The 22,721-nt window shown below is 50.2% G+C and carries 23 protein-coding genes and 1 pseudogene; 17 read left to right on the top strand and 7 right to left on the bottom strand.

The genetic code is table 11. The annotated features are described in order from the left end of the window. Positions 1-22: 22 nt before the first annotated feature. Positions 23-274 carry a glutaredoxin 3 gene (gene grxC, locus BM191_RS13815; protein WP_092879163.1) on the bottom strand — a complete coding sequence of 84 codons (252 nt, stop codon included), beginning with the start codon at positions 272-274 and terminating at the stop codon, positions 23-25. A 13-nt stretch (positions 275-287) separates the two neighbouring features. Continuing rightward, a complete protein-coding gene (locus BM191_RS13810; RefSeq protein ID WP_092879161.1) occupies positions 288-719 on the bottom strand; it encodes a rhodanese-like domain-containing protein in 432 nt (143 codons plus the stop codon). 311 nt (positions 720-1,030) lie between these two features. On the opposite strand from BM191_RS13810, the gene envC reads away from it, so the two are divergent. From envC to BM191_RS13770, 8 genes and pseudogenes are all read left to right on the top strand, one after another. Continuing rightward, the gene (gene envC, locus BM191_RS13805) at positions 1,031-2,332 is read left to right on the top strand and encodes a murein hydrolase activator EnvC (RefSeq protein WP_092879159.1); all 1,302 of its coding nucleotides are present in this window, start codon (positions 1,031-1,033) and stop codon (positions 2,330-2,332) included. Between the two features lie 3 nt (positions 2,333-2,335). After that, positions 2,336-3,295, top strand: a pseudogene (locus BM191_RS13800) (divergent polysaccharide deacetylase family protein). Between the two features lie 466 nt (positions 3,296-3,761). Further along, entirely contained in the window at positions 3,762-4,694 is a 933-nt protein-coding gene (rfaD, locus tag BM191_RS13795) for an ADP-glyceromanno-heptose 6-epimerase (RefSeq protein WP_092879157.1), read from the top strand. Positions 4,695-4,706: 12 nt separating this feature from the next. Continuing rightward, the gene (gene rfaF, locus BM191_RS13790) at positions 4,707-5,756 is read left to right on the top strand and encodes an ADP-heptose--LPS heptosyltransferase RfaF (RefSeq protein WP_092879155.1); all 1,050 of its coding nucleotides are present in this window, start codon (positions 4,707-4,709) and stop codon (positions 5,754-5,756) included. Then, positions 5,753-6,721, top strand: a complete 969-nt coding sequence (gene rfaC / locus BM191_RS13785) for a lipopolysaccharide heptosyltransferase RfaC (protein WP_092879153.1) — start codon at positions 5,753-5,755, stop codon at positions 6,719-6,721. The genes rfaF and rfaC overlap by 4 nt, the downstream gene beginning before the upstream one ends. Then, positions 6,718-7,884, top strand: a complete 1,167-nt coding sequence (locus BM191_RS13780; protein ID WP_092879151.1) for a glycosyltransferase family 4 protein — start codon at positions 6,718-6,720, stop codon at positions 7,882-7,884. The genes rfaC and BM191_RS13780 overlap by 4 nt, the downstream gene beginning before the upstream one ends. 1 nt (position 7,885) lies before the next feature. After that, positions 7,886-9,145: an O-antigen ligase family protein gene (locus tag BM191_RS13775; protein ID WP_092879148.1), complete on the top strand. Its 1,260-nt coding sequence runs from the start codon at positions 7,886-7,888 to the stop codon at positions 9,143-9,145. After that, positions 9,145-10,155, top strand: a complete 1,011-nt coding sequence (locus BM191_RS13770) for a glycosyltransferase family 2 protein (protein WP_092879146.1) — start codon at positions 9,145-9,147, stop codon at positions 10,153-10,155. Before BM191_RS13775 ends, BM191_RS13770 begins: the two co-directional genes overlap by 1 nt. Here the strand turns inward: BM191_RS13770 and BM191_RS13765 are convergent. Continuing rightward, entirely contained in the window at positions 10,139-11,110 is a 972-nt protein-coding gene (locus BM191_RS13765) for a polysaccharide deacetylase family protein (RefSeq protein WP_092879144.1), read from the bottom strand. The genes BM191_RS13770 and BM191_RS13765 overlap by 17 nt on opposite strands. A gap of 268 nt (positions 11,111-11,378) precedes the next feature. Here BM191_RS13765 and BM191_RS13760 point away from each other — a divergent pair, with 268 nt between their 5' ends. The 6 genes from BM191_RS13760 (at position 11,379) to coaD (ending at position 17,842) form a co-directional block, all read left to right on the top strand. After that, positions 11,379-12,509 carry a glycosyltransferase gene (locus BM191_RS13760; protein ID WP_177203347.1) on the top strand — a complete coding sequence of 377 codons (1,131 nt, stop codon included), beginning with the start codon at positions 11,379-11,381 and terminating at the stop codon, positions 12,507-12,509. 518 nt (positions 12,510-13,027) lie between these two features. Continuing rightward, on the top strand, positions 13,028-14,098 hold the full coding sequence (rfaQ, locus tag BM191_RS13750; RefSeq protein ID WP_092879140.1) for a putative lipopolysaccharide heptosyltransferase III: 1,071 nt from the start codon (positions 13,028-13,030) through the stop codon (positions 14,096-14,098). After that, on the top strand, positions 14,091-15,227 hold the full coding sequence (locus tag BM191_RS13745) for a glycosyltransferase family 4 protein (protein ID WP_092879138.1): 1,137 nt from the start codon (positions 14,091-14,093) through the stop codon (positions 15,225-15,227). The genes rfaQ and BM191_RS13745 overlap by 8 nt, the downstream gene beginning before the upstream one ends. A gap of 87 nt (positions 15,228-15,314) precedes the next feature. Continuing rightward, positions 15,315-16,589 (top strand): lipid IV(A) 3-deoxy-D-manno-octulosonic acid transferase, encoded by a 1,275-nt coding sequence (gene waaA / locus BM191_RS13740; protein WP_092879270.1) that lies wholly within the window; start codon positions 15,315-15,317, stop codon positions 16,587-16,589. Continuing rightward, positions 16,590-17,363, top strand: coding sequence for a glycosyltransferase family 2 protein (locus BM191_RS13735; protein ID WP_092879136.1), 774 nt, complete (start codon positions 16,590-16,592; stop codon positions 17,361-17,363). It abuts the gene before it with no gap. A gap of 2 nt (positions 17,364-17,365) precedes the next feature. Beyond that, entirely contained in the window at positions 17,366-17,842 is a 477-nt protein-coding gene (gene coaD, locus BM191_RS13730; RefSeq protein ID WP_092879134.1) for a pantetheine-phosphate adenylyltransferase, read from the top strand. A gap of 3 nt (positions 17,843-17,845) precedes the next feature. Here coaD and mutM read toward each other — a convergent pair whose 3' ends face one another. The 4 genes from mutM to radC form a co-directional block, all read right to left on the bottom strand. Next, positions 17,846-18,655 (bottom strand): bifunctional DNA-formamidopyrimidine glycosylase/DNA-(apurinic or apyrimidinic site) lyase, encoded by an 810-nt coding sequence (gene mutM / locus BM191_RS13725; protein ID WP_092879132.1) that lies wholly within the window; start codon positions 18,653-18,655, stop codon positions 17,846-17,848. An 87-nt stretch (positions 18,656-18,742) separates the two neighbouring features. Next, the gene (rpmG, locus tag BM191_RS13720; protein ID WP_092879130.1) at positions 18,743-18,910 is read right to left on the bottom strand and encodes a 50S ribosomal protein L33; all 168 of its coding nucleotides are present in this window, start codon (positions 18,908-18,910) and stop codon (positions 18,743-18,745) included. Between the two features lie 10 nt (positions 18,911-18,920). After that, the gene (gene rpmB, locus BM191_RS13715) at positions 18,921-19,157 is read right to left on the bottom strand and encodes a 50S ribosomal protein L28 (protein WP_092879128.1); all 237 of its coding nucleotides are present in this window, start codon (positions 19,155-19,157) and stop codon (positions 18,921-18,923) included. Positions 19,158-19,416: 259 nt separating this feature from the next. Next, entirely contained in the window at positions 19,417-20,085 is a 669-nt protein-coding gene (gene radC, locus BM191_RS13710) for a RadC family protein (RefSeq protein ID WP_092879268.1), read from the bottom strand. Between the two features lie 203 nt (positions 20,086-20,288). Between radC and coaBC the strand changes: the two genes are divergently transcribed. The 3 genes from coaBC (at position 20,289) to slmA (ending at position 22,674) form a co-directional block, all read left to right on the top strand. After that, positions 20,289-21,503, top strand: coding sequence for a bifunctional phosphopantothenoylcysteine decarboxylase/phosphopantothenate--cysteine ligase CoaBC (gene coaBC / locus BM191_RS13705; RefSeq protein ID WP_092879126.1), 1,215 nt, complete (start codon positions 20,289-20,291; stop codon positions 21,501-21,503). Continuing rightward, on the top strand, positions 21,481-21,939 hold the full coding sequence (dut, locus tag BM191_RS13700; protein WP_177203346.1) for a dUTP diphosphatase: 459 nt from the start codon (positions 21,481-21,483) through the stop codon (positions 21,937-21,939). Before coaBC ends, dut begins: the two co-directional genes overlap by 23 nt. Positions 21,940-22,077: 138 nt before the next feature. Then, complete coding sequence (slmA, locus tag BM191_RS13695) at positions 22,078-22,674, top strand: nucleoid occlusion factor SlmA (protein ID WP_092879124.1); 597 nt, start codon at positions 22,078-22,080, stop codon at positions 22,672-22,674. Positions 22,675-22,721: the final 47 nt, after the last annotated feature.

The following is a 22,721-nucleotide window of genomic DNA, read 5'->3' as shown; positions in this document are numbered from 1 at the left end:
CGCGCTGTGTGCGCGTCATATTTTATTTCAGTAGACGATCGAGATCCGCGCGGGCATCCAGCGCATAAAGATCATCGCAACCGCCAATGTGCTGTGCATTAATAAAAATCTGTGGGACAGTCGTTCGCCCGCTGCGAGTTATCATTTCATTGCGTTTATCAGCATCACCATCAATAGGGATTTCCTGATAAGTAGCGCCTTTTTGACTGAGCAGCGCTTTAGCACGATGACAAAAAGGACAGGTTGTTTTGGTATAGATTTCAACGTTCGCCATGAGAATTCCGCCTTTATTTACCACGAACCAGCGGCAGGTTTTCACCGCTCCAGCCTGAAACGCCGTCTTTCAGCACCGAAACCTGAGCAAACCCGGCTGCATAGAGCTTAGCTGCCGCGTCCTGTGCGTTCTGACCGGTCGCGCAAACCACGATAATCGGCTGTATTTTGTGCTTTTCCAGTTCACCGAAGCTATCTTTTTTGATTTCGCTCGCCAGGACGTTCAATGCACCTGAAATATGCCCCTGACGGAACTCATCGCGGCCACGAATATCGACCACGATAGCATCTTCTTTGTTAATCAGGCGGGTGGCCTCACCCCGGCTAATAACTTTTACTTTGGAGAACATGCCCTTAACGGTAGTCACGATCACCAGAACCAGCAGAACAACCCATGCCAGACTAAGTATGGTGTGATTGCTTGCGAATTGCATAATCTCTTGCATGAGGGGTAAGAACTCCCGAAAGGGTTAATAAGCTAAATCAAAGGCTCTGAGTATACATTCCGGACGCTGCATGTACAGCCATCCGGCAATGAGAGTGACACTTTCTGTAGCCCAATTTCCAAAACTCGTTCAGTTACAGAAACCCGTTCATAATATCAATATCCACCAATTGATACCTCTTCGGTAACGCAATATAGTCAAAAAACTGGCGTTCGAACCACGCAGAAAAAATGATTCTTTTTAAGGCAAATCAGTAGCGGAGTAGTGAGATCGCTGGTAAGAGTTGATTCAACGTGAAATAATCCGTCGCCATGAGGGTTAAAGCGACGCAACCTAAAACAAGGACAAGGACGCCACGTCACTCACCACAGTTACGTGCTCTATTGTCCGCTTTTTGCGCCAGTGCAATCTTTACTGGGGTTCTGCTCTGCTCTTTTTCCGCCAACGCCGCCGTTGATAATAAAGCACAGCTTAAATCCATACAGCAAAACATCGCAGATAAAGAAAAACGCGTTCAGCAACAAAAACAGCAGCGTAGCAAGCTATTGACACAGCTACAAAGCCAGGAAAAAGTCATTGCACTGGCGAGCCGCCAGCTGCGTGATTCGCAAATTGCCCTGGATGGCTTGAGAAGAGATATCATCGACCTGACAGCCTCAATCGCCAGACTGGAAAAACAGCAGAAGCAACAGGAAGCGATCCTCGCCCAACAGCTCGATGCCGCTTTCCGCCAGGGGCAGCACAGCGCGCTACAGATGGTGCTAAGCGGTCAAGAAAGTCTGCGCAGTGAGCGCATCCTTGCCTACTTTGGCTATCTCAATAGAGCCCGTGAAAAGATAATTACCGCGCTCCAGCAGACCCGACAACAGCTGGCGGAACAGAAAGCAACGCTGACTCATAAACTTCAGCAACAAAAAACGTTACTCATACAACATCAGAACCAGCGGAAAAGGCTGGAAGAAGCGCGTACAGAACGTAAGTACACGCTGACAAAATTGGAAGCCTCCCTTGAAAAAGATCAGGCCCAGCTGGTCGAAATGCGTGAGAACGAAAGCCGACTGCGGGATGAAATTGCCAAAGCCGAGCGGGAAGCGCGTGCACGCACAGAGCGCGAGACGCGTGAAGCCGAGCAGATACGTAAACGTCAGGAACAGGCTCGCCGTAGAGGCTCAACATATAAACCAACCGCCAGTGAGCGCAATTTGATGTCGCGCATCGGTGGTCTGGGTCGCCCTGCGGGACAGGATGTATGGCCGGTACGCGGTACTGTCATCCATCGCTTCGGCGAACTGTTACAGGGTGAGCTACGCTGGAAAGGTTTAGTTATTGACGCACCGGAAGGTAGCGAGGTTCACGCTATCGCTGCCGGACGGGTACTGATGGCCGACTGGCTGCAAGGTTACGGTCTGGTGGTGGTGATCGATCACGGCAAAGGCGATATGAGCCTTTACGGCTATAACCAGAGCGCACTGGTGAAAGTCGGTGAAGAGGTTACAGCAGGCCAACCGATCGCACGGGTCGGCACCAGTGGCGGTCGGGGCACCCCTTCGCTCTATTTTGAAATTCGCCGCCAGGGACAGGCAGTCAATCCACTACCGTGGTTAGGAAAATAGGGTTTGCTGCAACAACGTATATTGCTTAGTGCGCTTGTCGCTCTGCTGATAAGCGGCAATGCCTGGGCCGGCAAACTGGCACTGGTAATTGATGACGTTGGTTATCGGCAAAAAGAAGAGAATCAGGTGCTTAAATTGCCTGTCGCTATTTCGATTGCCATATTACCCAATGCACCGTTGGCACGTCAGATGGCGATGCAAGCTCACCAGCAGGGGCGGGAAGTTCTTATTCATCTGCCCATGGCGCCCCTCAGTAAACAGCCGCTGGAAAAAGACACACTGCGTCCTGGCATGAGCCAGGAAGAAATTGCTCTCATCATTCACGACGCTACGCGCAAAGTTCCCTATGCCGTGGGGCTGAATAATCATATGGGCAGCGCCATGACCTCCAGCCTGGAGGGAATGCATAAAGTCATGCAGGTATTGAGTCACTATAACTACTATTTTCTCGACAGCATGACGATCGGTAGCAGTCAGGCCATCAGTGCAGCTACGGGTACAAATGTTAAGGTCATTAAACGGCGCGTTTTTCTCGATGACAATCAGAGTGAAGCATCAATCCGATAGCAGTTGATACGCGCGGTGCGACTGGCTGAGCGCGACGGCTGGGCAATCGCAATTGGTCATCCACATACCAACACCCTACGCGTGCTACAGCAAATGCTACCCAAACTTCCCGCTGATATAACGTTGGTGCCCCCCAGCCAATTACTTAATGAGGCGCGAAGCGCGAATAACGCGCCACCGGTCAAACTTCCTGGTAACAAACGGCATGATTCTTTCCGTGGCGTTCAGACCTGCATGATTAAACACCCGCTTCCTCCGGTTCCGGCTAGCCGGGCGCTCATATTGGTCAGTGACAGCCTCTCCTCCAGTCCCCTGTTACAAAAGGTGGCTGCCTGCTTCTCCGGGCTGCATATCGACTTAAACAGTCTGAAGGCCAAGGCAATTCGCCAGCCGTGAACGGTATTACTCGCTCAGAATAAATTTATCTGACTTTCAGGATCGCAGCGCATCGGACATGAATAACCCGATATCAGGCAAAGCCGCCCTGATAATTTACACCTGTATTACGTATTACGGAGAAAGTGCGCTTATCCAGTATGGCCGTCCCCATATTCCAAAAACACGCTCCCCCTCTTCAGACGCAGTGCCCGGCGGTTGATAAAAACGCTGGTAGCATTTCCTTCCCCACGTTTTTAACCTCATTTATAGGATAATGCTTAGCCACTATCACTGGAGGATCAGCAAATGAACGAGAAATCATCATGACAAATCACATGATTCCAGAAAAGTTTATGCATAATCCCAACGCTATCCTTTCAGTTGCAGAGTCATCTGGCTGTGTGCAGAAAGATGAGATGCTATGATAGTGGCCATATAACATGTGAAAACTCCTTTTTCACTCCCGTAATCTAAGGTAAAGCAGATGATTATAGTCACAGGCGGCGCCGGTTTTATCGGCAGCAATATTGTTAAAAAGCTGAATGACTTGGGGCGCAGCGATATTCTGGTGATAGATAACCTGAAAGATGGCACTAAATTCATCAATCTGGCGGATCTGGATATAGCAGACTACATGGATAAAGAAGATTTCATTGCCAGCATTGTTGCCGGTGATGATTTTGGTCATATTGACGCCGTTTTCCACGAGGGGGCCTGTTCCGCGACAACCGAGTGGGACGGTAAGTACATGATGGATAACAACTATCAGTACTCTAAAGAGTTACTCCATTACTGCCTCGAACGCCAGATCCCTTTTCTTTATGCCTCATCTGCAGCCACCTACGGCGGCCGCAATGAAAACTTCATTGAAGAGCGCCAGTACGAGCAGCCATTGAACGTTTACGGCTATTCCAAGATGCTGTTTGATCACTACGTTCGCGACATATTGCCTGAGGCTCAATCGCCGGTGTGCGGTTTTCGCTACTTTAACGTTTATGGGCCGCGTGAGGGACACAAAGGCAGCATGGCCAGCGTCGCTTTTCATCTCAACGAACAGATTTTAAAAGGAGAGAATCCTAAGCTTTTCGAAGGCAGCGAAAACTTCAAACGTGACTTTATTCATGTTGATGACGTGGTGAACGTCAATCTTTGGTGCTGGGAGCACGCTATATCAGGCATATTCAATTGCGGGTCCGGGCGCGCTGAATCTTTCCAGGCCGTAGCTGACGCAACCCTGGGTTTTCATAAAAAAGGCGATGTTGAATACATACCCTTCCCGGACAAACTGAAAGGCCGCTATCAGGCTTATACACTGGCCAATCTGACTAAACTGCGCGCAGCGGGCTACGACAAACCATTCAAAACTGTCGCTGAAGGGGTTTATGCCTATATGGCGTGGCTGAACCGCGGCGCATAACGAGGTTCAGTAATGAAAGCTTTGATAATCGGCCCCTCATGGGTAGGCGATATGATGATGTCGCAGACGCTTTATCGCATGCTTAAAGCTGAGCAGCCTGACAGGGTGATTGATGTGATGGCTCCGGCCTGGTGCCGCCCATTACTGTCCCGTATGCCGGAAGTTAATCAGGCGCTAGATATGCCATTAAGTCACGGTGCGCTGAGGCTGGGAGAGCGCCGCCGTATCGGCAGCGCGCTGCGCGGCTGCGGCTATGAACACGCTTTCGTGCTGCCGAACTCATTTAAATCAGCGCTGGTCCCTTTCTTTGCCGATATTCCGCAGCGTACCGGCTGGCGCGGTGAAATGCGTTACGGTTTATTAAACGACCTCCGTAAGCTTAATAAAACCGCGTTTCCTTTAATGGTCCAACGCTATGCAGCCTTAGCCTGTCCTGCGGATAAAATTCGGCAGGCCAGCGACCTCCCTGAACTACTCTGGCCAAAACTTGAGGTCAGCAGACAGGAGAAAATTGAAGCCGCCGCGCAATTTGGGCTTCAGGGCGAAAGACCGATCATCGGTTTTTGCCCCGGCGCAGAATTTGGGCCAGCCAAACGCTGGCCACATTATCACTATGCCACGCTGGCGGGCGAACTCATTCAACGCGGCTGGCAGGTTGTAATATTTGGCTCGGCGAAAGACGAACTGGCCGGTGAACAAATTCGAATGACTCTGGCCGGTAAGCTGCGCACCTGGTGCCATAATCTGGCGGGTAAGACGCAGCTGGAACAAGCAATATTACTGCTGGCGAATTGTGACGCCGTGGTAAGCAACGATTCCGGCCTGATGCATATAGCCGCAGCGCTGAATAAACCGCTGGTTGCTCTTTATGGCCCCACCAGCCCTGATTTTACCCCACCACTTTCCGATAAGGCCCGGATAATCCGTCTAATCAGCGGTTATCATAAAATTCGTAAAGGCAATGCCCTTGAGGGCTATCATCAAAGCTTGATCGATATTAAGCCCGAACGGGTTATCGCCGAGCTTGATAGCCTACTGACCCCCAGTGCGGAGCATGAATGAAGGTTCTGATTGTTAAAACCTCCTCAATGGGAGACGTATTGCATACCCTACCAGCACTGACGGATGCAATGTGCGCAGTTAAAGACATTCGCTTTGATTGGGTTGTAGAAGAAAATTTTAGCCAGATCCCAGGCTGGCATCCTGCCGTTGAGCGCGTACTTCCGGTGGCTATCCGCCGCTGGCGTAAAAACTGGTTTGGTAGCCAGGCGCGCGAAGAGCGCGTTACCTTTAAACGTGAGCTCCAGTTGCAGAGTTACGATCGAATCATTGATGCTCAGGGGCTTATCAAAAGTGCCGCGCTGGTTACCCGACTGGCGAAAGGTGAAAAGCATGGTCTGGATAGCAACAGCGCGCGCGAATCATTTGCCAGCTGGTGGTACGACAAACGCCATGAGATCAGTAAAAAGCAGCATGCCGTTGAGCGCATGCGCGAGCTTTTTGCCAAAAGTCTTGACTATGAAAAACCAGAAACAGTGGGTGATTATGCGATTGCCGGGCATTTTCTCAGCAACCTGCCGACAGATGCAAACCGCTACCTGATGTTCCTTCATGCAACCACCAGAGATAATAAGCATTGGCCGGAGTCACACTGGCGCGAGCTTATTGCCTTAATGGCCAACAGCGGGCTCAGCATAAAACTGCCCTGGGGATCGCCCCATGAATACCAACGCGCACTGCGCCTGGCAGAAGGTTTCGATTACACCGAAGTATTGCCCAAAATGCCCCTTGAGCAGGTTGCACTAAATCTTGCTGGCGCCAAAGCGGTCGTCTCCGTTGATACTGGACTGAGCCACCTTACCGCGGCGCTTGATCGTCTTAATATTACACTCTATGGCCCGACCGATCCGGGACTGATTGGCGGCTATGGTAAAAATCAATATATCATCCGCTCTCCGCATGGAAATAACATGAACAGTATCACCGCGAAATCTGTTGCCGAAAAGTTAATGCAGGTGATGGAATGAAGAAGCTGCATATTATCAATCTGGCGAAAATGGGCGGCGTTGAGCGCTTATTTATTCAATATATTAACGACTTTTCTGCTGGCAACGACGAGGTTATCTGCATCAGCAATAAAGTCGATCCGTCTATTTTGCAGCAAATTCCGCAGCAAAAGATCATCTTTGCTAATCGTCTGTTTAATCATTTCAAACTGAAAGCACCTCAGTTTCTGCGTAAATACCTGCTTCAGCATCGTATTAATCGTAGCCAGGCCGAGGTAGCTATTGTCTGGGATCTCGTCCCCGGACTTACTCATAAACCCAAACGCGCAAAATTAGTGTATTACGATCATGGCTGTTCATGGCGCTATCCTAAAAACGAGAAAACATTGGGCTTTATGACTAAGCTGGATGGAGTAATTTCAGCATCTCACGCTTCCAGCCGGGTTATGCAGCAAAGGTTTAATTTGCCCTGCCCTCATTATGTGGTGATTAATCGCATCATGACGCCGGCTCATACCGGCGACCATTCGCAGCGACCGGGCAAACCACTCAGGCTTGGAACGGCCTCACGTCAGGTCAGCCTTAAGGGCATTAGCGTCACGCTGCTGATGATGAAAGAACTGCTCGATCGCGGATGTGACGTCACTCTGGAAATTGCCGGTAAGGGCCCGGACCTTGACGCCTTTATCGCGCTGGCCCGGCGATTGAAAATAGACAAGCATGTCACTTTCAGCGGTTTCCAACAGGATATGTCCGTTTTTTATAACCGCACAGACTTGTACGTAAGCACTCCCGTTACGGAACCTTTTGGGCTATCATGTATGGAAGCACTTTACTATGGTATTCCCATTATATTCCCGATGATTGATGGTCAGCCTGAAGTTATTAAACACGATCAATGCGGCATAGGTCTTATTCCGGACATATCAATTGAGGAACACGAAAAACTGAGTGGAATTCGTGTCGACTTCCCCTTTGAAGTTTACGATCCGCTGACTGACACCATGACTCCCCCCAAATTGCTTTCTCACCAGTCGTGCGCGGATGCCGTAGAACGCCTGTCTGACCCGGCGATTTACCAGAGTATGAGTCATAATGCCAGACACCGCGCGGTAACACACTTTGATTATCTGCTGTTTAAAACAGACTTTGATAACGCTTTGCTGAGTATTATTGGTAATTAATATGAATATACGAAAGTTTGTTACTATCAAAGATGAGGCACCTCATCTCTTTTTCAGCATCTTAATATATTTTAGCTGTGCGATAGCACTACTTATCGTGCCCTTTGACTTTCAAACCGGAGCTAAGTTTTATTATTTAGCCACCTATATTTCACTACTGGCATTTATTCTGCATTTTGAATACTACATAAAAGATAAAAGAAAGTTACTATTGCCAGCCGCAATGCTGCTGACAGGTATCGTTTGTATCATCTGGACTGCGATTTACAAACAGCCTGATGACTACGTGGTGTTATACCGCCAATATCAATCTACTGGCAGGCTGCAGATTGCCACCGCTTTTTTGCTGGCGTTCAGTCTCAACGATCCGCGATCCTGGCAAAAACAGACTACCGTGCTGGCAATTGTCGCGGGCATCGCGGTTAACGCTTATGCACTGTATCAGGGAATAGTGATGCATATCGCTCGCGTTGAGCTGAATTACGACCGGGCAACTATTGCCGCTTATATTATTACCGTAGTTAACCTACTGTTCCTCAACGCTGTATTACTATTAAAAAAGCGGCTCCGTATACCCCTTTTTCTAATAATATTTTTTATTACTTTTACCACCCTGGTTTTAACAGGCACCCGCGCAGCCATGCTCACTTTCCCCGTGCTGGCATTCGTTACCATTTTGGCATCAAAGCACATGCTGTCGAATAAGCATAAAGTAATTACGCTGATATTAATTCCCCTGCTAATCGGTTCCTGTGGCGTAATATTCAAAACCAGGGTTGAAGACCGCGTGAAAGATTTTCAGGAAAATATTGCCATGCGGCACGAAAAAACCGGCGACAACTCGATCATCTCCCGGATGAGTATGCAGTATGCTGCCTTGCATACAGGCCTGGAAGCATTGATGGGGCAATCAGCAGAGCAGCGAGGTGAAAGCATCAAACAGATGGTTAAAAAGCATCCTGAACTCTACGGCGTACTGCCCTACCTCACCGTGCATATGCATAATGAAGTGCTGGAAGCCTTTTCGCTTAAAGGAATACCTGGCGTACTGGTATTGCTTGCATTGTATCTGTGTCTGATTACTCACAGCTTTTGGCCACAGCGTAATCCCGTTCTGCTGGTTATTTCGCTGTCGCTGATTGTTTACGGACTGAGCGACGTCATTTTCTTCAGTGCCCAAGGCACGCTAATGTACTGCCTTGGGATCGTGCTTAGCATTCTGATGATTCAGGATCCGCGTGTCAGCAGGAAGAGCAGCTGATGAAAGATTATTCACATTTACTCAGCATCATCATTCCTTTTTACAATGATGAACGCTTTATCATCGATTGCCTGGGGTCGCTCTTTTGTCAGATAGATCAGGATGTACAGGTGGTGCTGGTAGATGACGGCTCCAACGATAATACCAATCATCTCATCAGCGGTTTTCTGAACGCCAATTCTGATGTTCAGGTTAAAATTATCCACCAGCATAATCAGGGGATCTCAATAGCACGAAACGTTGGTCTACAGCAGGCAACGGGAAAATTCATTGCCTTTCTGGATGCCGACGACATCCTGAGCAAAAACTATTACGCGGTAATAAAACCGCTACTAAGCGCTGATGAAGATGATTTGATTGATTTCAACTATCAGCGCTTCACCGATACGCCACCCGTGGCGGCGATCAATGAAATAGCTGACAGGGTACCTTATAACTTTGAGGCTGAAGGGCTCTCTTGTCTCAAGCCGCTATTTAAGCACTCCATGTGGCATCTGTGGAGTCGTGTATATCGCCAGACGCTACTCGACGGCGATAGCTTCGAGGCGGGTCGTCGTTACGAAGATGTTATTTTTGCGCCCTTCCAGTATCTAAAGACACAAAAAATCGCGCATCTGAATAACTCGCTTTATTACTATCGCGATAACGCATTGGGCATCACTCGCAACATAAAAAAAAGCGACATTGATGATCTGCACTTCGCGCTGAATAAGATGATTTCCTACACGCAGACTCATGACGAAGATCCGCTGTTACGCCAGCTGGCCGCCGGGATGCTGCTCAACTGCTTTAATGAAATTAAAAATATGACTAAGGCCGTACACGGATTTTATCACTACGGACCGGCGCTAAAGCGCGATATTAAAATAGCAGCCAGGATCTGTCAGGGAAGCGACATCCCGGCCAAAAAAGTGATGCAAATGCGCTTTCCCGAAGTGGATACTCGCCTGTCAGCACTACGCCGGGCGTTAAAAAAAACCAAACCCAGACCGGCTACTTCGTCTGTTTGAGCCGCTTACGCGTGGCATATTCGCTCAGCGTCATTCCCTGAGTACGCGGCTGTAGCCAACTGAACAGCTGCTCCAAATCCTCATAAAGCCGCTCAATGTCAGACTCGTTTTTAAACGTCGGGCTGCCATCCGGCATGAACTCCGATGAATGGAGCATAAACTCCACATAGTCGTTGCCCTGCGCCAGCGTTTGACCGACAACCTGCTTCATCTGCGCAAGATTCCCGCCACAGGGCCGCAGCCAGTTGACGGAAGGACCGCGTCTTTTTCCACGAAGCTGATTCCAGATTTGTTTGATTTGGGTTGTCAGCGCACCGTAGCGATATTGAATGGACATAGGCAGCTCAAGCAAGCCCGACTGTGCCGGTCGAGCAATATCATTAAGATCAATATAATAGGCGCTGTCGGGAAAATGGCGATAATCTGTTCCGCCCTGGCCCTGCGGTGCACCAGAAGAATTACGCCAGTCAACTCTCGGCGTTACTGAACAATCTACCCAGTAATCAAGATCCAGCAATGCCCGCGCGTAAACCGAATTAAATGCCCAGCGACCAGCGCGATGACTACGCATCTTTACACCGAAATTGTTTTCCAGCAGCTCCGTCATAAAAGCGACTTTTGCCCGCAATACCGGCTCAGGATACTCAATCAGATAGGGTTGATAACGCCAGTCATCATCGGTGAGCCGATGTTCAGGCGGACTGTGCCAGGCGTGAAGGTGCATACCGATTTCACCCTGTTGGCGCGCCAGAAGATCGCGACCGAATTCAACGTAAGCAGGATCGCTTGCCATCTCATAGTTAGTCAGCCAGGTGGGTTTGAAATGATATTTTTCACATAAAGCCTGAAAACGCGGTAAAAAGCCAGTGTTGCGGGTCGTCACCTTACCGTGGCGATTGCGCCAGAGGTTATCCCCTTCAGTATCGAGCGTGATAAGAAACGCAGGTTTTTCCATTACGAACTCATACCAGCAAAAAAAGTTACTCTAATGTTACGCACCCAGCCAGTGTGAGGCAAAAAATTTGCACGACCATTTTACCTAATGACAGATATCTCATCTCAGCAGAATATTTTACACTAGCAGTAAAGCATAACCCGATGACATGGCGCTGTTGTACACAGTTAACTGCTGATGAAAATCACCACCTGGCGAAAACCAGTGTGCAGCACTCGCGCCGTAAGCTTAAGATACCCTATCAGGCAGGCGATTTAAGGTGTTTATATTGTCCAGAAGCGTTTTATTGATCATTGATGGCCTGCCCGGCGGCGGCGCGGAGAAAGTTGTGCTGACCCTGGCGGAAGGATTAGTCAATGCGGGGCATCGGGTCGCCATTTTTTCCTTGCGTGACGTCTGCGAATATCCTCTTCCCACCGGCGTAGATCATCAGGTGATAGAAGACAGCTGCCGTCGACCCTGGCGTAAACTGACTGAATTACGTCGTCGAGCAACGCGGCTGGAACAATCTGTACGACGATACGAATCACAGCATGGCACATTTGATCTCATTATTTCCAACTTGCATAAAACCGATCGCATCGTGAGCCGTTGCCGGGCGATCCCCATCAACAAAACTTGGTATTGCCTGCACGGCGTTTTTTCTGCCTCTTATCTGGCGGGTAAAACTGGCCTTTCACTTTGGTTAAAACGTTGGAAAATCCGTCAGACTTATCAGGGACGCCAGATAATCGGAGTTTCTCAGTATGTTGTCGATGACCTTGTACAATGTCTTGGCGTTATGCCACGCCATACCCGTGTTATTGCCAACCCTTTCGATTTCCAGCACATTCATCAACTAGCCAGCGCGCCCTGTGAGCTAGCCGGCTCGGATTATCTGCTTCATGTCGGACGTTTCCATCAGACAAAACGCCACGACCGATTGCTTGAGGCCTATGCCCTGAGCGGTATTCAAGCCCCCCTGGTATTACTGGGCAAGGGGAGCCAGGATGCAGAGGAACGACTCCGTCAACTAACGAAAACCCTGGGTATCAGCGAACGGGTTCGTTTCGAGGGATTTCAGAGCAATCCCTATCCCTGGATTAAACATGCACGTCAACTGGTAGTCAGCTCCGATAGTGAAGGCTTCGGCAACGTATTGATTGAGGCGCTCAGCTGCAATACGCCGGTCGTTAGCACGCGTTGTCCGGGTGGCCCGGCCAGCATTTTGACAGGCGATCTGGCACGCGGTCTTGCCGACCTTAGTGCACAATCTTTAGCTGAAAAAATGCAGGAAATTTACTTTAATCCCCCCGATCTGGCGGCGATTAATTTGGAAATCTACAGCCTGCCGGTGATATGCCAGAAATATTTGCAGCTCGCAGAGCCTGCCGGAAGCCCCAACGCCGGAGGCTGCTGAAATGAAAGTACCGTAGGCGCCTGAGTAACCTCATCGCCTGGGAGAATTGACATGCCGAGCCTTCGCTAAAGCACGTCACTCCGGGCATGCTTAAAATATCGGAGGGTATCTCACACGTTATCAGTACTCATCGGCCAACGCTTTATCATCATGTTGTACATGACCAATCTATCAGCAATCAAAAGCGTTCCGATCAAAGTCAGGTTGAATATCAGTGCTACTATCTTAAAATTGCTCACCAGGTGGATGGGATTAACCAACGATAACGTCAACAGGTTAAACTCTATTCTTCTTTTTATCTTCAGGTAACACGCGAAACGCTGGGCATATGTCATGCTACTCGCCTGGAGCCGAAGCCTGACGCATAAAAGGCGGCGATTTCAGATCTGTTTACCGGGTGCAGGCACAAAATTATGCTGTCCAATGCTCACGGGCTGAAGCAGTGATGTCAGCGATGACACTGGCGGCAAAACTGATTCACTTTAATACATTTTACTTTGCTTTGAGAGCGATCATTGATGAGCGTACCCGCCCATTTTACCCCGCAGCGAGTGTTAGTCATAAAACTGCGTCACCATGGTGATATGTTACTGACTACGCCACCGATAAATGCGCTGCATCAGCGTTATCCGCAAGCGAAAATCGACGTCCTCTTATATAAAGAAACACGTCCGATGCTGGAAGCACATCCGGCAATCAACCAGATTTTTATCATTGACCGCCAGTGGAAAAAAGAAGGGACATGGCAGCACATCAAGCACGAGTGGCGACTGCTCAGACAAATTCGCCGCCAAAAATACGATCTGATAATAAACCTCGCCGATCAGTGGCGCAGCGCCTTCCTGACGCTGTTCAGTTCAGCCACCGTGCGTATCGGCTTTGATTACGACAAACGGCAAAGCTTTTTCTGGCGCATGGCTCATCCCACGCGAGTTGCTACCACACATTTTGACAAGCTCCACACTGCCGAGCAAAATCTTAGTGCGCTTTCCCCACTGGGCATAACAACCACCAACGTTCAGGCTTCGATGCATTACCACGATGAAGACTGGCAGTATGTCCAAAGCACGCTACAAGCAAAAGGCGTCAGTAAATCCTGGGTGGTGATTCAACCAACCTCTCGTTGGGTATTTAAGTGCTGGACAGATGAAAAGTTCGCCGCGCTGTTGGAAACATTGGCTAGCACGGACTATCAGCTGATACTTACCAGCGCGCCGGATAAATATGAGTTGCAGATGATCGCGAACATCATGGCGCTGAGTAAAAATAAACAAGTTATCTCTCTCGCTGGAGAATTTTCCCTTCCTCAGCTAGCAGCCCTGATAGATCATTCCCGCCTGTTTATCGGCGTGGACTCTGCGCCTATGCATATGGCGGCCGCACTTAATACGCCATGCATTGCGCTATTTGGCCCCACCAAGCTAACGCAATGGCGTCCCTGGGGAAGTAATAACCGCGTTATATGGGCGGGTGACTTTGGCGAATTGCCCGATCCTGACAGCATCAACACGCATAGTGAGACACGTTACCTCTCATCAATTCCTCTTGAAATCGTTGCTGACGCAGCAAGGAGTTATCTCAATGACTAAAACCCGCCTTGCAATCGTCAGGCAGAAATACCGCCCGGACGGCGGGGCAGAACGTTTCATCGCCCGTGCGCTGGAGGCCTTGGATGACGAGACGCTGGAGTTGAATATTATAACCCGCAGCTGGCAAGGCTCCCCCAATCCTGACTGGCATCTGCATATCTGCAACCCACCCAAATGGGGACGAATCTCACGCGAACGTGGCTTTGCCCGCGCTGCGCGGGAGTGCTGGCAGCAAGAAAAGTTCGACATTGTTCAGAGCCATGAACGCATTGCCGGTTGCGATATCTTTCGCGCCGGCGACGGCGTACATCGCGTCTGGCTTGAACAACGATCCCGCATCCTTTCGCCTTTGCAGCGACTGCTCACCTCTTTTAGCCCCTATCACCGCTATGTGATGCAGGCTGAGGAAACCCTGTTTCGTTCACCGGCGCTTAAAAAAATCATCTGTAACTCCAGCATGATAAAGCGAGACATCATGCGTTGTTTCCAGGTACCGGAAGAGAAGTTCGCGATTATTTATAATGCAATCGATCACGATAAATTTATTCCGGCAACATCGCAGCAACGTCAGGCCTCGCGTCGCACTCTGGCCATTGCCGATGACGACAAAGTGTTCATTTACGTCGGCTCGGGATTTGAGCGTAAAGGACTACGTGCGGCAATCTGCGCTCTGGCGCAAAGCTCAGCACACTTAATTGTTGTTGGTCAGGATAAGCAGCAGGCGCGTTATCAGGCACTTGCCAGTCAGCGGGGCTGTGATAAGCGGGTACATTTTGTCGGCATGCAGCAGCAGGTTATGCCGTTTTACTATGCCGCCGACGCGCTGCTCCTGCCAACCCTTTACGATCCTTTTCCGAACGTCATACTGGAAGCTATGGCCTGCGGCTTACCCGTAATTACCAGCACGACCTGCGGTGGCGCTGAGTTTATTCAACATGGTATTGAAGGCTATGTTACCGATGCGCTCGACGTGCCAGCAATTGCACGCGCCATGCAAAGTATTCCCTGTCTGAATGAAGATAATCGTATGTCCGAGGCTGCACGTCAGCGTATTTTACCTTACACACCACAGGCGCTGGCCCGGCAATTGAACGACCTTTACCGGCAGGTGCTACAACAACCCCGATGAAGTTGTATGGAACGGGCGTATTAATCTGCTAACATGCCGCATTATTTCGTTTTTCGGCGCCTCGTCACGCGCATCTGTTTATATTGCATGAGAACATTTTACACTGCTCTGCTGTATCTGATTCAGCCCCTGATTTGGCTTCGTCTTTGGTTACGAGGACGCAGAGCGCCTGCTTATCGTAAACGCTGGGCAGAACGCTATGGTTACTGCGACGGTAAAGTATTGCCTCACGGTATCGTTCTGCACTCAGTTTCTGTCGGAGAAACGTTGGCTGCAATACCGCTGGTTCGCGCGTTACGTCACTGTTACCCAACACTCCCGATTACCGTGACAACCATGACGCCAACGGGTTCTGAGCGGGCGCAATCTGCATTTGGTAAAGACGTTCAGCATGTCTATTTACCTTACGATCTGCCCGGCGCGATTAATCGCTTCCTTGATAATACGAAACCCAAACTGATGATTATCATGGAAACGGAGCTGTGGCCAAATCTGATTACGCTGCTGCACCAGCGTAATATTCCACTGGTTATTGCTAACGCGCGCCTGTCGGAGCGCTCCGCCCGTGGCTATAAGAAAATCGGTAAGTTCATGCGCCAACTGCTATCGCGTATTACCCTGATTGCTGCTCAGAATGAAGATGATGGCAATCGTTTTATCGAGCTCGGTCTTAAACGCACACAGCTGGCGGTGACTGGCAGCCTGAAATTTGACATTTCTGTCACACCGGAACTGGCGGCCCGCGCAGTGACGCTGAGACGTCAGTGGGCACCGCACCGTCAGGTATGGATTGCCACCAGCACTCATGAGGGCGAAGAACGCATTGTTCTTGAGGCACATCGTAATCTACTCGAACATTTCCCTCAGCTATTATTGATTTTGGTGCCGCGTCATCCAGAACGTTTTGCAGCGGCCAGCGCAATGGCACAAAAAGGGGGCTTTTGCTATCTCACTCGCAGCAGCGGTGAGATCCCATCCAGTAGTACCCAGGTTGTCATCGGCGATACTATGGGTGAACTGATGCTGCTGTATGGCATCGCCGATCTGGCTTTCGTCGGTGGAAGTTTGGTTGAACGAGGTGGCCACAACCCACTTGAGCCGGCTGCACACGCCATACCGGTACTGATGGGCCCTCACACCTTTAACTTCAAAGATATCTGCGCCCGACTGCAGGCTGCTGACGGGCTGATAACGGTAACCGATGCGAACAACCTGGCACATGAGATCGCTAATTTACTCAATGATGAGGATTATCGTCTTTATTACGGCAGACACGCCGTGGAAGTGCTGCATCAGAACCAGGGCGCTCTGCAACGTTTGCTACAGTTACTGGAACCTAACCTACCACAGCGGAATCATTAAATGACTGAGCCTCTGCATCTTTCCGTGGTCATGATCGTTAAAGATGAGGCTGAACTATTACCGGAATGCCTCGAATCGGTCAGTTGGGCTGATGAGATCATCTTGCTAGATTCTGGCAGTCAGGATACCACCAGAGAAATTGCAGCCCGTCACGGCGCGTTAGTTTTCAGTACTGATGTCTGGTACGGCTACGGCAAACAGCGCCAGCTGGCACAACAGCGTGCCTCAGGCGAGATGATTTTAATGATTGATGCCGATGAGCGGGTTACCCCTGAACTACACCTTGCCATTAAGCAAGTGCTGAATGCGCCGCTGCAACAGGATGTCGTCTGGAGCATTGCCCGCCGGAACCTGTTTCTCGGGCGTTTTATGCGCCACAGTGGCTGGTATCCTGATCGAGTAACCCGGCTTTATCCCAGGCATTATCAGTATAACAGCAGCCAGGTTCACGAATCACTGGAGAGCGGTAACGCTCGTATTCAGCCGTTGCAAGGCGATTTGCTGCATCTGACCTGTCGCGATTTCGCCAACTTTCAGTGGAAACAGTTTGCCTATGCGGAAGCCTGGGCAAAACAGCGTTTTCATCAGGGCCAGCGCTGCGGTTTCTTTTCCATCTTCAGCCACACGCTTGGCGCCTTTGTTAAGACACTAATAATCCGTGCCGGTTTTTTGGACGGTAAGCAGGGATGGCTACTGGCGATGGTTAACGCACACTATACTTTTAATAAGTACACCACGCTCTGGGCGCTGAGTCACGCCGCCAAAAAAGGATAATGATGAGTACCAAAGCGATTTATCCAGGCACCTTTGATCCGCTGACCAACGGGCATCTCGACATACTCAAGCGCGCATCACGCATGTTTGACCAAATCGTTCTGGCAATTGCCGCCAGCCCCGGCAAGAATCCGATGTTTAGCCTGGACGAACGCGTTAATCTCGCGCGTAAGGCGGTACAGCACCTGTCAAACGTTGAAACGGTGGGTTTTAGCGATTTAATGGCTAACTTTGCTCAGCAGCAGCAGGCAAACGTATTAATCCGCGGATTGCGTGCGGTGTCCGATTTTGAGTATGAATTACAATTAGCGCAGATGAATCATCATCTTCTGCCGGGTCTGGAAAGCATATTCATGATGCCATCCAGAGAGTTTTCTTTTATTTCATCATCGCTGGTTAAAGAAGTGGCCCGCCACGGCGGTGATGTGCAAGCGTTTCTGCCCGATGTCGTCTGGCAAGCTCTGATGGCTAAGCTGTAGCGCTTATTTCTGGCAGTGCGGGCACCAGTAAGTGCTGCGCTGTCCGTGCTTGCCGCTTAGCAATGGTGTTCCACACATCCGACACGACTTGCCTGAACGTCCGTAAACCTGCAATTCCTGGGCAAAGTAACCGGGCTTGCCATCACTTTGTAAAAAATCACGCAGAGTGGTTCCCCCCTGCTCAATCGAACGCAGCAACACCGCTTTAATCGACTGTACCAGTATGTCGGCTTCATCAGAACTTAGCGTCATAGCCGGACGATCAGGTAAAATGCCAGCGGCAAACAGCGATTCGCTGGCATAGATATTTCCCACGCCAACCACCAGTTTGTTATCCATCAGCCAGGGTTTTATCGCCGTGCGCTTAGTGCGTGATTTCGTAAACAGATATTTGCCATCGAACGCTTCACTGAGCGGCTCTGGTCCCAGATGGGCCAGCACGCTGCTGGCTTCGGGGTCAGCGCTCCAAAGCCAGGCGCCAAACCGACGCGGGTCGGTATAGCGCAATACCTTGCCGTTGCTCAGCACTAAATCAACGTGGTCATGCTTTGCCGCAGGCTGCTCTTCCGGCAAAACACGTAAACTGCCTGACATACCAAGATGAATGATTATCCAGCCTATCGGCAGTTCAAGTAGCAAATATTTCGCGCGCCGCTGCAAGCTCAGTACCGGCTGGTCGCTCAGAGCTTGAATTTCCTGCGATACCGGCCAGCGCAGGCGTGGATTACGGACAATAGCATGCAGTATCGTTTCGCCGACCAGGTGAGGCTCAATCCCTCGCCGACTGGTTTCGACCTCTGGTAGTTCAGGCATCTCATATCTCCATAAAACCCTGACAAGCAGGCAAAATAAAAAAACCCCGCCGGAGCGAGGTTTTTATTCTACTTATCACTAAACCGATTACTTGATTTTAGCTTCTTTGTAGATCACATGCTGGCGCACAACCGGATCGAACTTTCTAAGCTCAAGTTTTTCCGGCTTAGTACGCTTGTTTTTCGTGGTGGTATAGAAGTGACCTGTACCAGCAGAGGAAACCAGCTTGATCTTCTCACGAATACCTTTAGCCATGATTTATTCCTTAGTACTTCTCACCACGGGCACGCAGTTCAGACAGAACGATGTCGATGCCCTTTTTATCAATAACACGCATACCTTTAGCAGATACGCGCAGAGTAACAAAACGCTTCTCGCTTTCAACCCAGAAACGGTGTGAATGCAGGTTGGGCAGGAAACGGCGCTTCGTCGCGTTCAGCGCGTGTGAACGGTTGTTACCGGTCACCGGACGCTTGCCAGTTACTTGGCAGACTCGTGACATGTCAATTCTCCAAAAATCAAATCAGCTCGAGCTTTAAAAATAGGGTTTTTGGCCGCCTCGTCAGGCTCTTAGCCTGTCCAGACTGGTTCAATGCGAACCCGCTGAGCAGGCCCAAACGCCAAACCCGAGATTCTCAAAGGTGGCGTAGTATACGCCCTGTAGCCCGGGCGCTCAAGTCCCGGACAAAAAAGATCCCATCGGATCGACTGAAATCTCTTTTTCAGTTGCAAAAAAGACGCTATGACCCCCGATGATCGGGCTATAACCACCCTCTTTCGGCAAAAGAGACGCTACAACCGTGCCCGATCACCAGATGGTCGAGTAGTTGAATTGAAAAAAAAGAGCTGGCTTGTCTGAGCTGCTCGGTAAGCTGGCGGTCAGCACGGCTAGGCTCTGGAACCCCGGAGGGATGGTTGTGAGCGACGATCAGCGCCGCCGCGTTAAGCTTCAAAGCCCGGCGAATAATTTCCCGAGGATGCACCTCAACCGAATTAAACGTTCCGGCAAACATCTCCTCTGCACTGAGAACCTGATGCTGATTATCCAGAAAGATGACCATAAATATTTCTCGCTGCTGGCGCATCAGCCGACGCTGCAGAAAACGCCGTGTAGAATGCGGACTGTTCAGACTCTCGTCACGCAGGGTCTGGCTATCATAAAAGCGATCTGCCAGCTCTGCTATAGCGTGTAACTGGGTAAATTTCGAGACGCCAATACCACTAATCTGATTAAGCTCACTGCTATCAGCCTGCAAAATACGCCGCAGTGAACCAAAGGTTGACAGCAGGCTCTCCGCGACCTCAATGACATGCAGATTCCGGGTACCGGTGCGCAAAAATAAAGCCAGCAGCTCGGCATCACTGAGCATTTCGGCACCGTACTTGATCATTTTTTCCCGTGGAGGAAGTGTCACCCATGCTTTAGCCATCATCTTTTCCCGAAACATTCTCTTTATGCTGATCATGCAACCAGTTGTTTCTCGAGCCTACTCTTCTGGCTCAATTTTTCGGCGATGTTCGCAAAATTAACGGGACCACCACCTGCGCTAATCCCGGTTAATCTTAGTGTGATAAGATACGGATAAAGTACGGCGTGCAACACGTACCGCTAGCTTAGGTGGGGCAAAACATCATGATGGAATTACACGGTAAAAAAATCGTGCTGGGCGTCAGTGGGGGCATTGCTGCCTATAAAGCGCCAGAGATAGTGCGCCGCCTGCGCGACAGAGGTGCTGAAGTCAGGGTTGTAATGACGGTGGCTGCCAAAGCCTTTATTACGCCGCTTAGCCTGCAAGCCGTTTCTGGTTATCCTGTCTCTGACAGCCTGCTCGATCCCGCCGCAGAAGCTGCAATGGGCCACATCGAGCTAGGTAAATGGGCCGACCTGGTCATTCTTGCCCCGGCGACCGCCGATCTCATTGCTCGCCTTGCCTGTGGCATGGCAAATGATCTGGTCACTACTGTCTGCCTGGCGACAGCTGCACCTGTTGCCGTTGTGCCAGCAATGAATCAACAGATGTTTCGGGCAGCAGTCATGCAAGAGAATCTGACAAAGCTGGCAAGCAGGGGAATGATGATATGGGGGCCAGATAGCGGTAGCCAGGCCTGTGGTGACATAGGCCCAGGGCGTATGATTGACCCGCTTGCTATTGTCACCGAAGCCGTGAAATGGGCTGTTCCCGTCAACAATCTGCAACACCTGAAGATTATGATAACCGCAGGTCCTACGCGTGAGGCGGTCGACCCGGTGAGGTTTATCTCTAACCATAGCTCGGGAAAAATGGGCTTCGCCATCGCTCAAGCCGCAGTGCGTCGTGGAGCCCAGGTCACGCTGATTGCTGGGCCAGTAAACCAACCTACTCCCGCCAACGTGCAACGTATTGACGTCATCAGCGCACTGGACATGCAGGAAGCGGTAATGCGCTACGTCAGGCAGCAGCATATTTTTATTGGCTGTGCGGCGGTAGCTGATTACCGCGCCGGTGAAATCGCCACGGAAAAAATTAAAAAGCAGGGCGAAGAAATGACGCTGAGAATGGTAAAGAATCCTGATATTGTGGCAGGGGTTGCGGAGATGACCAGCGAACGACCTTACGTTGTCGGATTTGCCGCTGAAACCCAGAATGTGGAAGAATACGCCCGGCAAAAGCTGTTGCGGAAAAAGCTCGATTTGATCTGCGCCAATGATGTGTCCCGAGCGGGACAAGGTTTCAACAGCAATAATAATGCGCTGCATCTTTTTTGGCAGCAAGGAGAGAAAGTCCTGCAACTCAGCGACAAAACACGCCTTGCCCAACAATTATTAGACGAGATTATTCTTCGTTATGATGAAAAAAATAGACATTAAAATCCTCGATCCCCGTGTCGGAAACACTTTTCCTCTACCGTCCTATGCAACTTCTGGTTCAGCCGGGCTGGATTTGCGCGCCTGCCTGGACGCAGCGATTGAGCTACTACCGGGACAAACAACTCTGGTGCCAACCGGGCTGGCGATACACATCGCCGATCCGCAACTGGCAGCCGTTATCCTTCCTCGCTCCGGCCTTGGCCACAAACACGGTATCGTGCTGGGAAATCTGGTGGGCCTGATTGACTCTGATTATCAAGGGCAGCTGATGGTTTCCGTCTGGAATCGCGGCCAGGATACTTTTATTATTGAACCCGGCGAACGCATCGCTCAGTTGGTTTTTGTACCGGTAGTGCAGGCGGAGTTTAATATCGTTGAATCTTTTGACGCCAGCTTGCGCGGTGAAGGAGGATTCGGTCATTCAGGCCGACAATAGCCACCTCACCATCAATATCTGAGGCGCCTGGCGCCTGATAATACGTTTCACGTATCCTGTTTCCTGATGGGTAATTTATCCGACAGGGGAACGTGAGCTTATGTCCATTGAAGGTGATTTTCAGGGGTCTTTGCAGAGATGGCAGAACAAAAACGCGCTAAAAAAAACCGCCGTGATGAAATACTTCAGGCTTTAGCACAAATGCTGGAGTCCAGCGACGGTAGTCAGCGTATAACCACAGCCAAGCTGGCGGCAACGGTTGGTGTTTCAGAGGCGGCACTTTATCGCCACTTTCCCAGCAAAACTAAAATGTTCGACAGCCTAATCGAGTTTATTGAAAACAGCCTGATTACACGCATAAATCTGATTTTACAAGACGAAAAAGAGACGCTGCCTCGTCTGCGCTTAATCACGCAGTTAATACTTGGCTTTGGCGAACGTAATCCTGGCCTGACGCGCATTCTTACCGGCCATGCGTTAATGTTTGAACAGGATCGTTTACAGGGACGAATCAACCAGCTTTTTGAACGTATCGAAGTACAGCTGCGCCAGGTTCTGCGCGAACGTAAATTACGCGAAGGTGAGGGGTTCAGCAACGATGAAACCCTGCTTGCCAGCCAAATTCTGGCAAGCTGTGAAGGGCTGCTGTCACGCTATGTCCGTTCGGAGTTTCGCTATCGCCCCACTCAGGATTTTGATACCCGATGGCCGTTGATTGCCGCGCAGTTAATATAAACCGCGGTGGTCATCACTTCATTTAAGCGACAGAAAAAAGCGCAGTC

Source organism: Izhakiella capsodis, assembly GCF_900115045.1.
Lineage (GTDB): Bacteria > Pseudomonadota > Gammaproteobacteria > Enterobacterales > Enterobacteriaceae > Izhakiella > Izhakiella capsodis.
The sequence above is the reverse complement of the archived record's forward strand: the minus strand, read 5'-3'. Positions and strand labels throughout refer to the sequence as shown.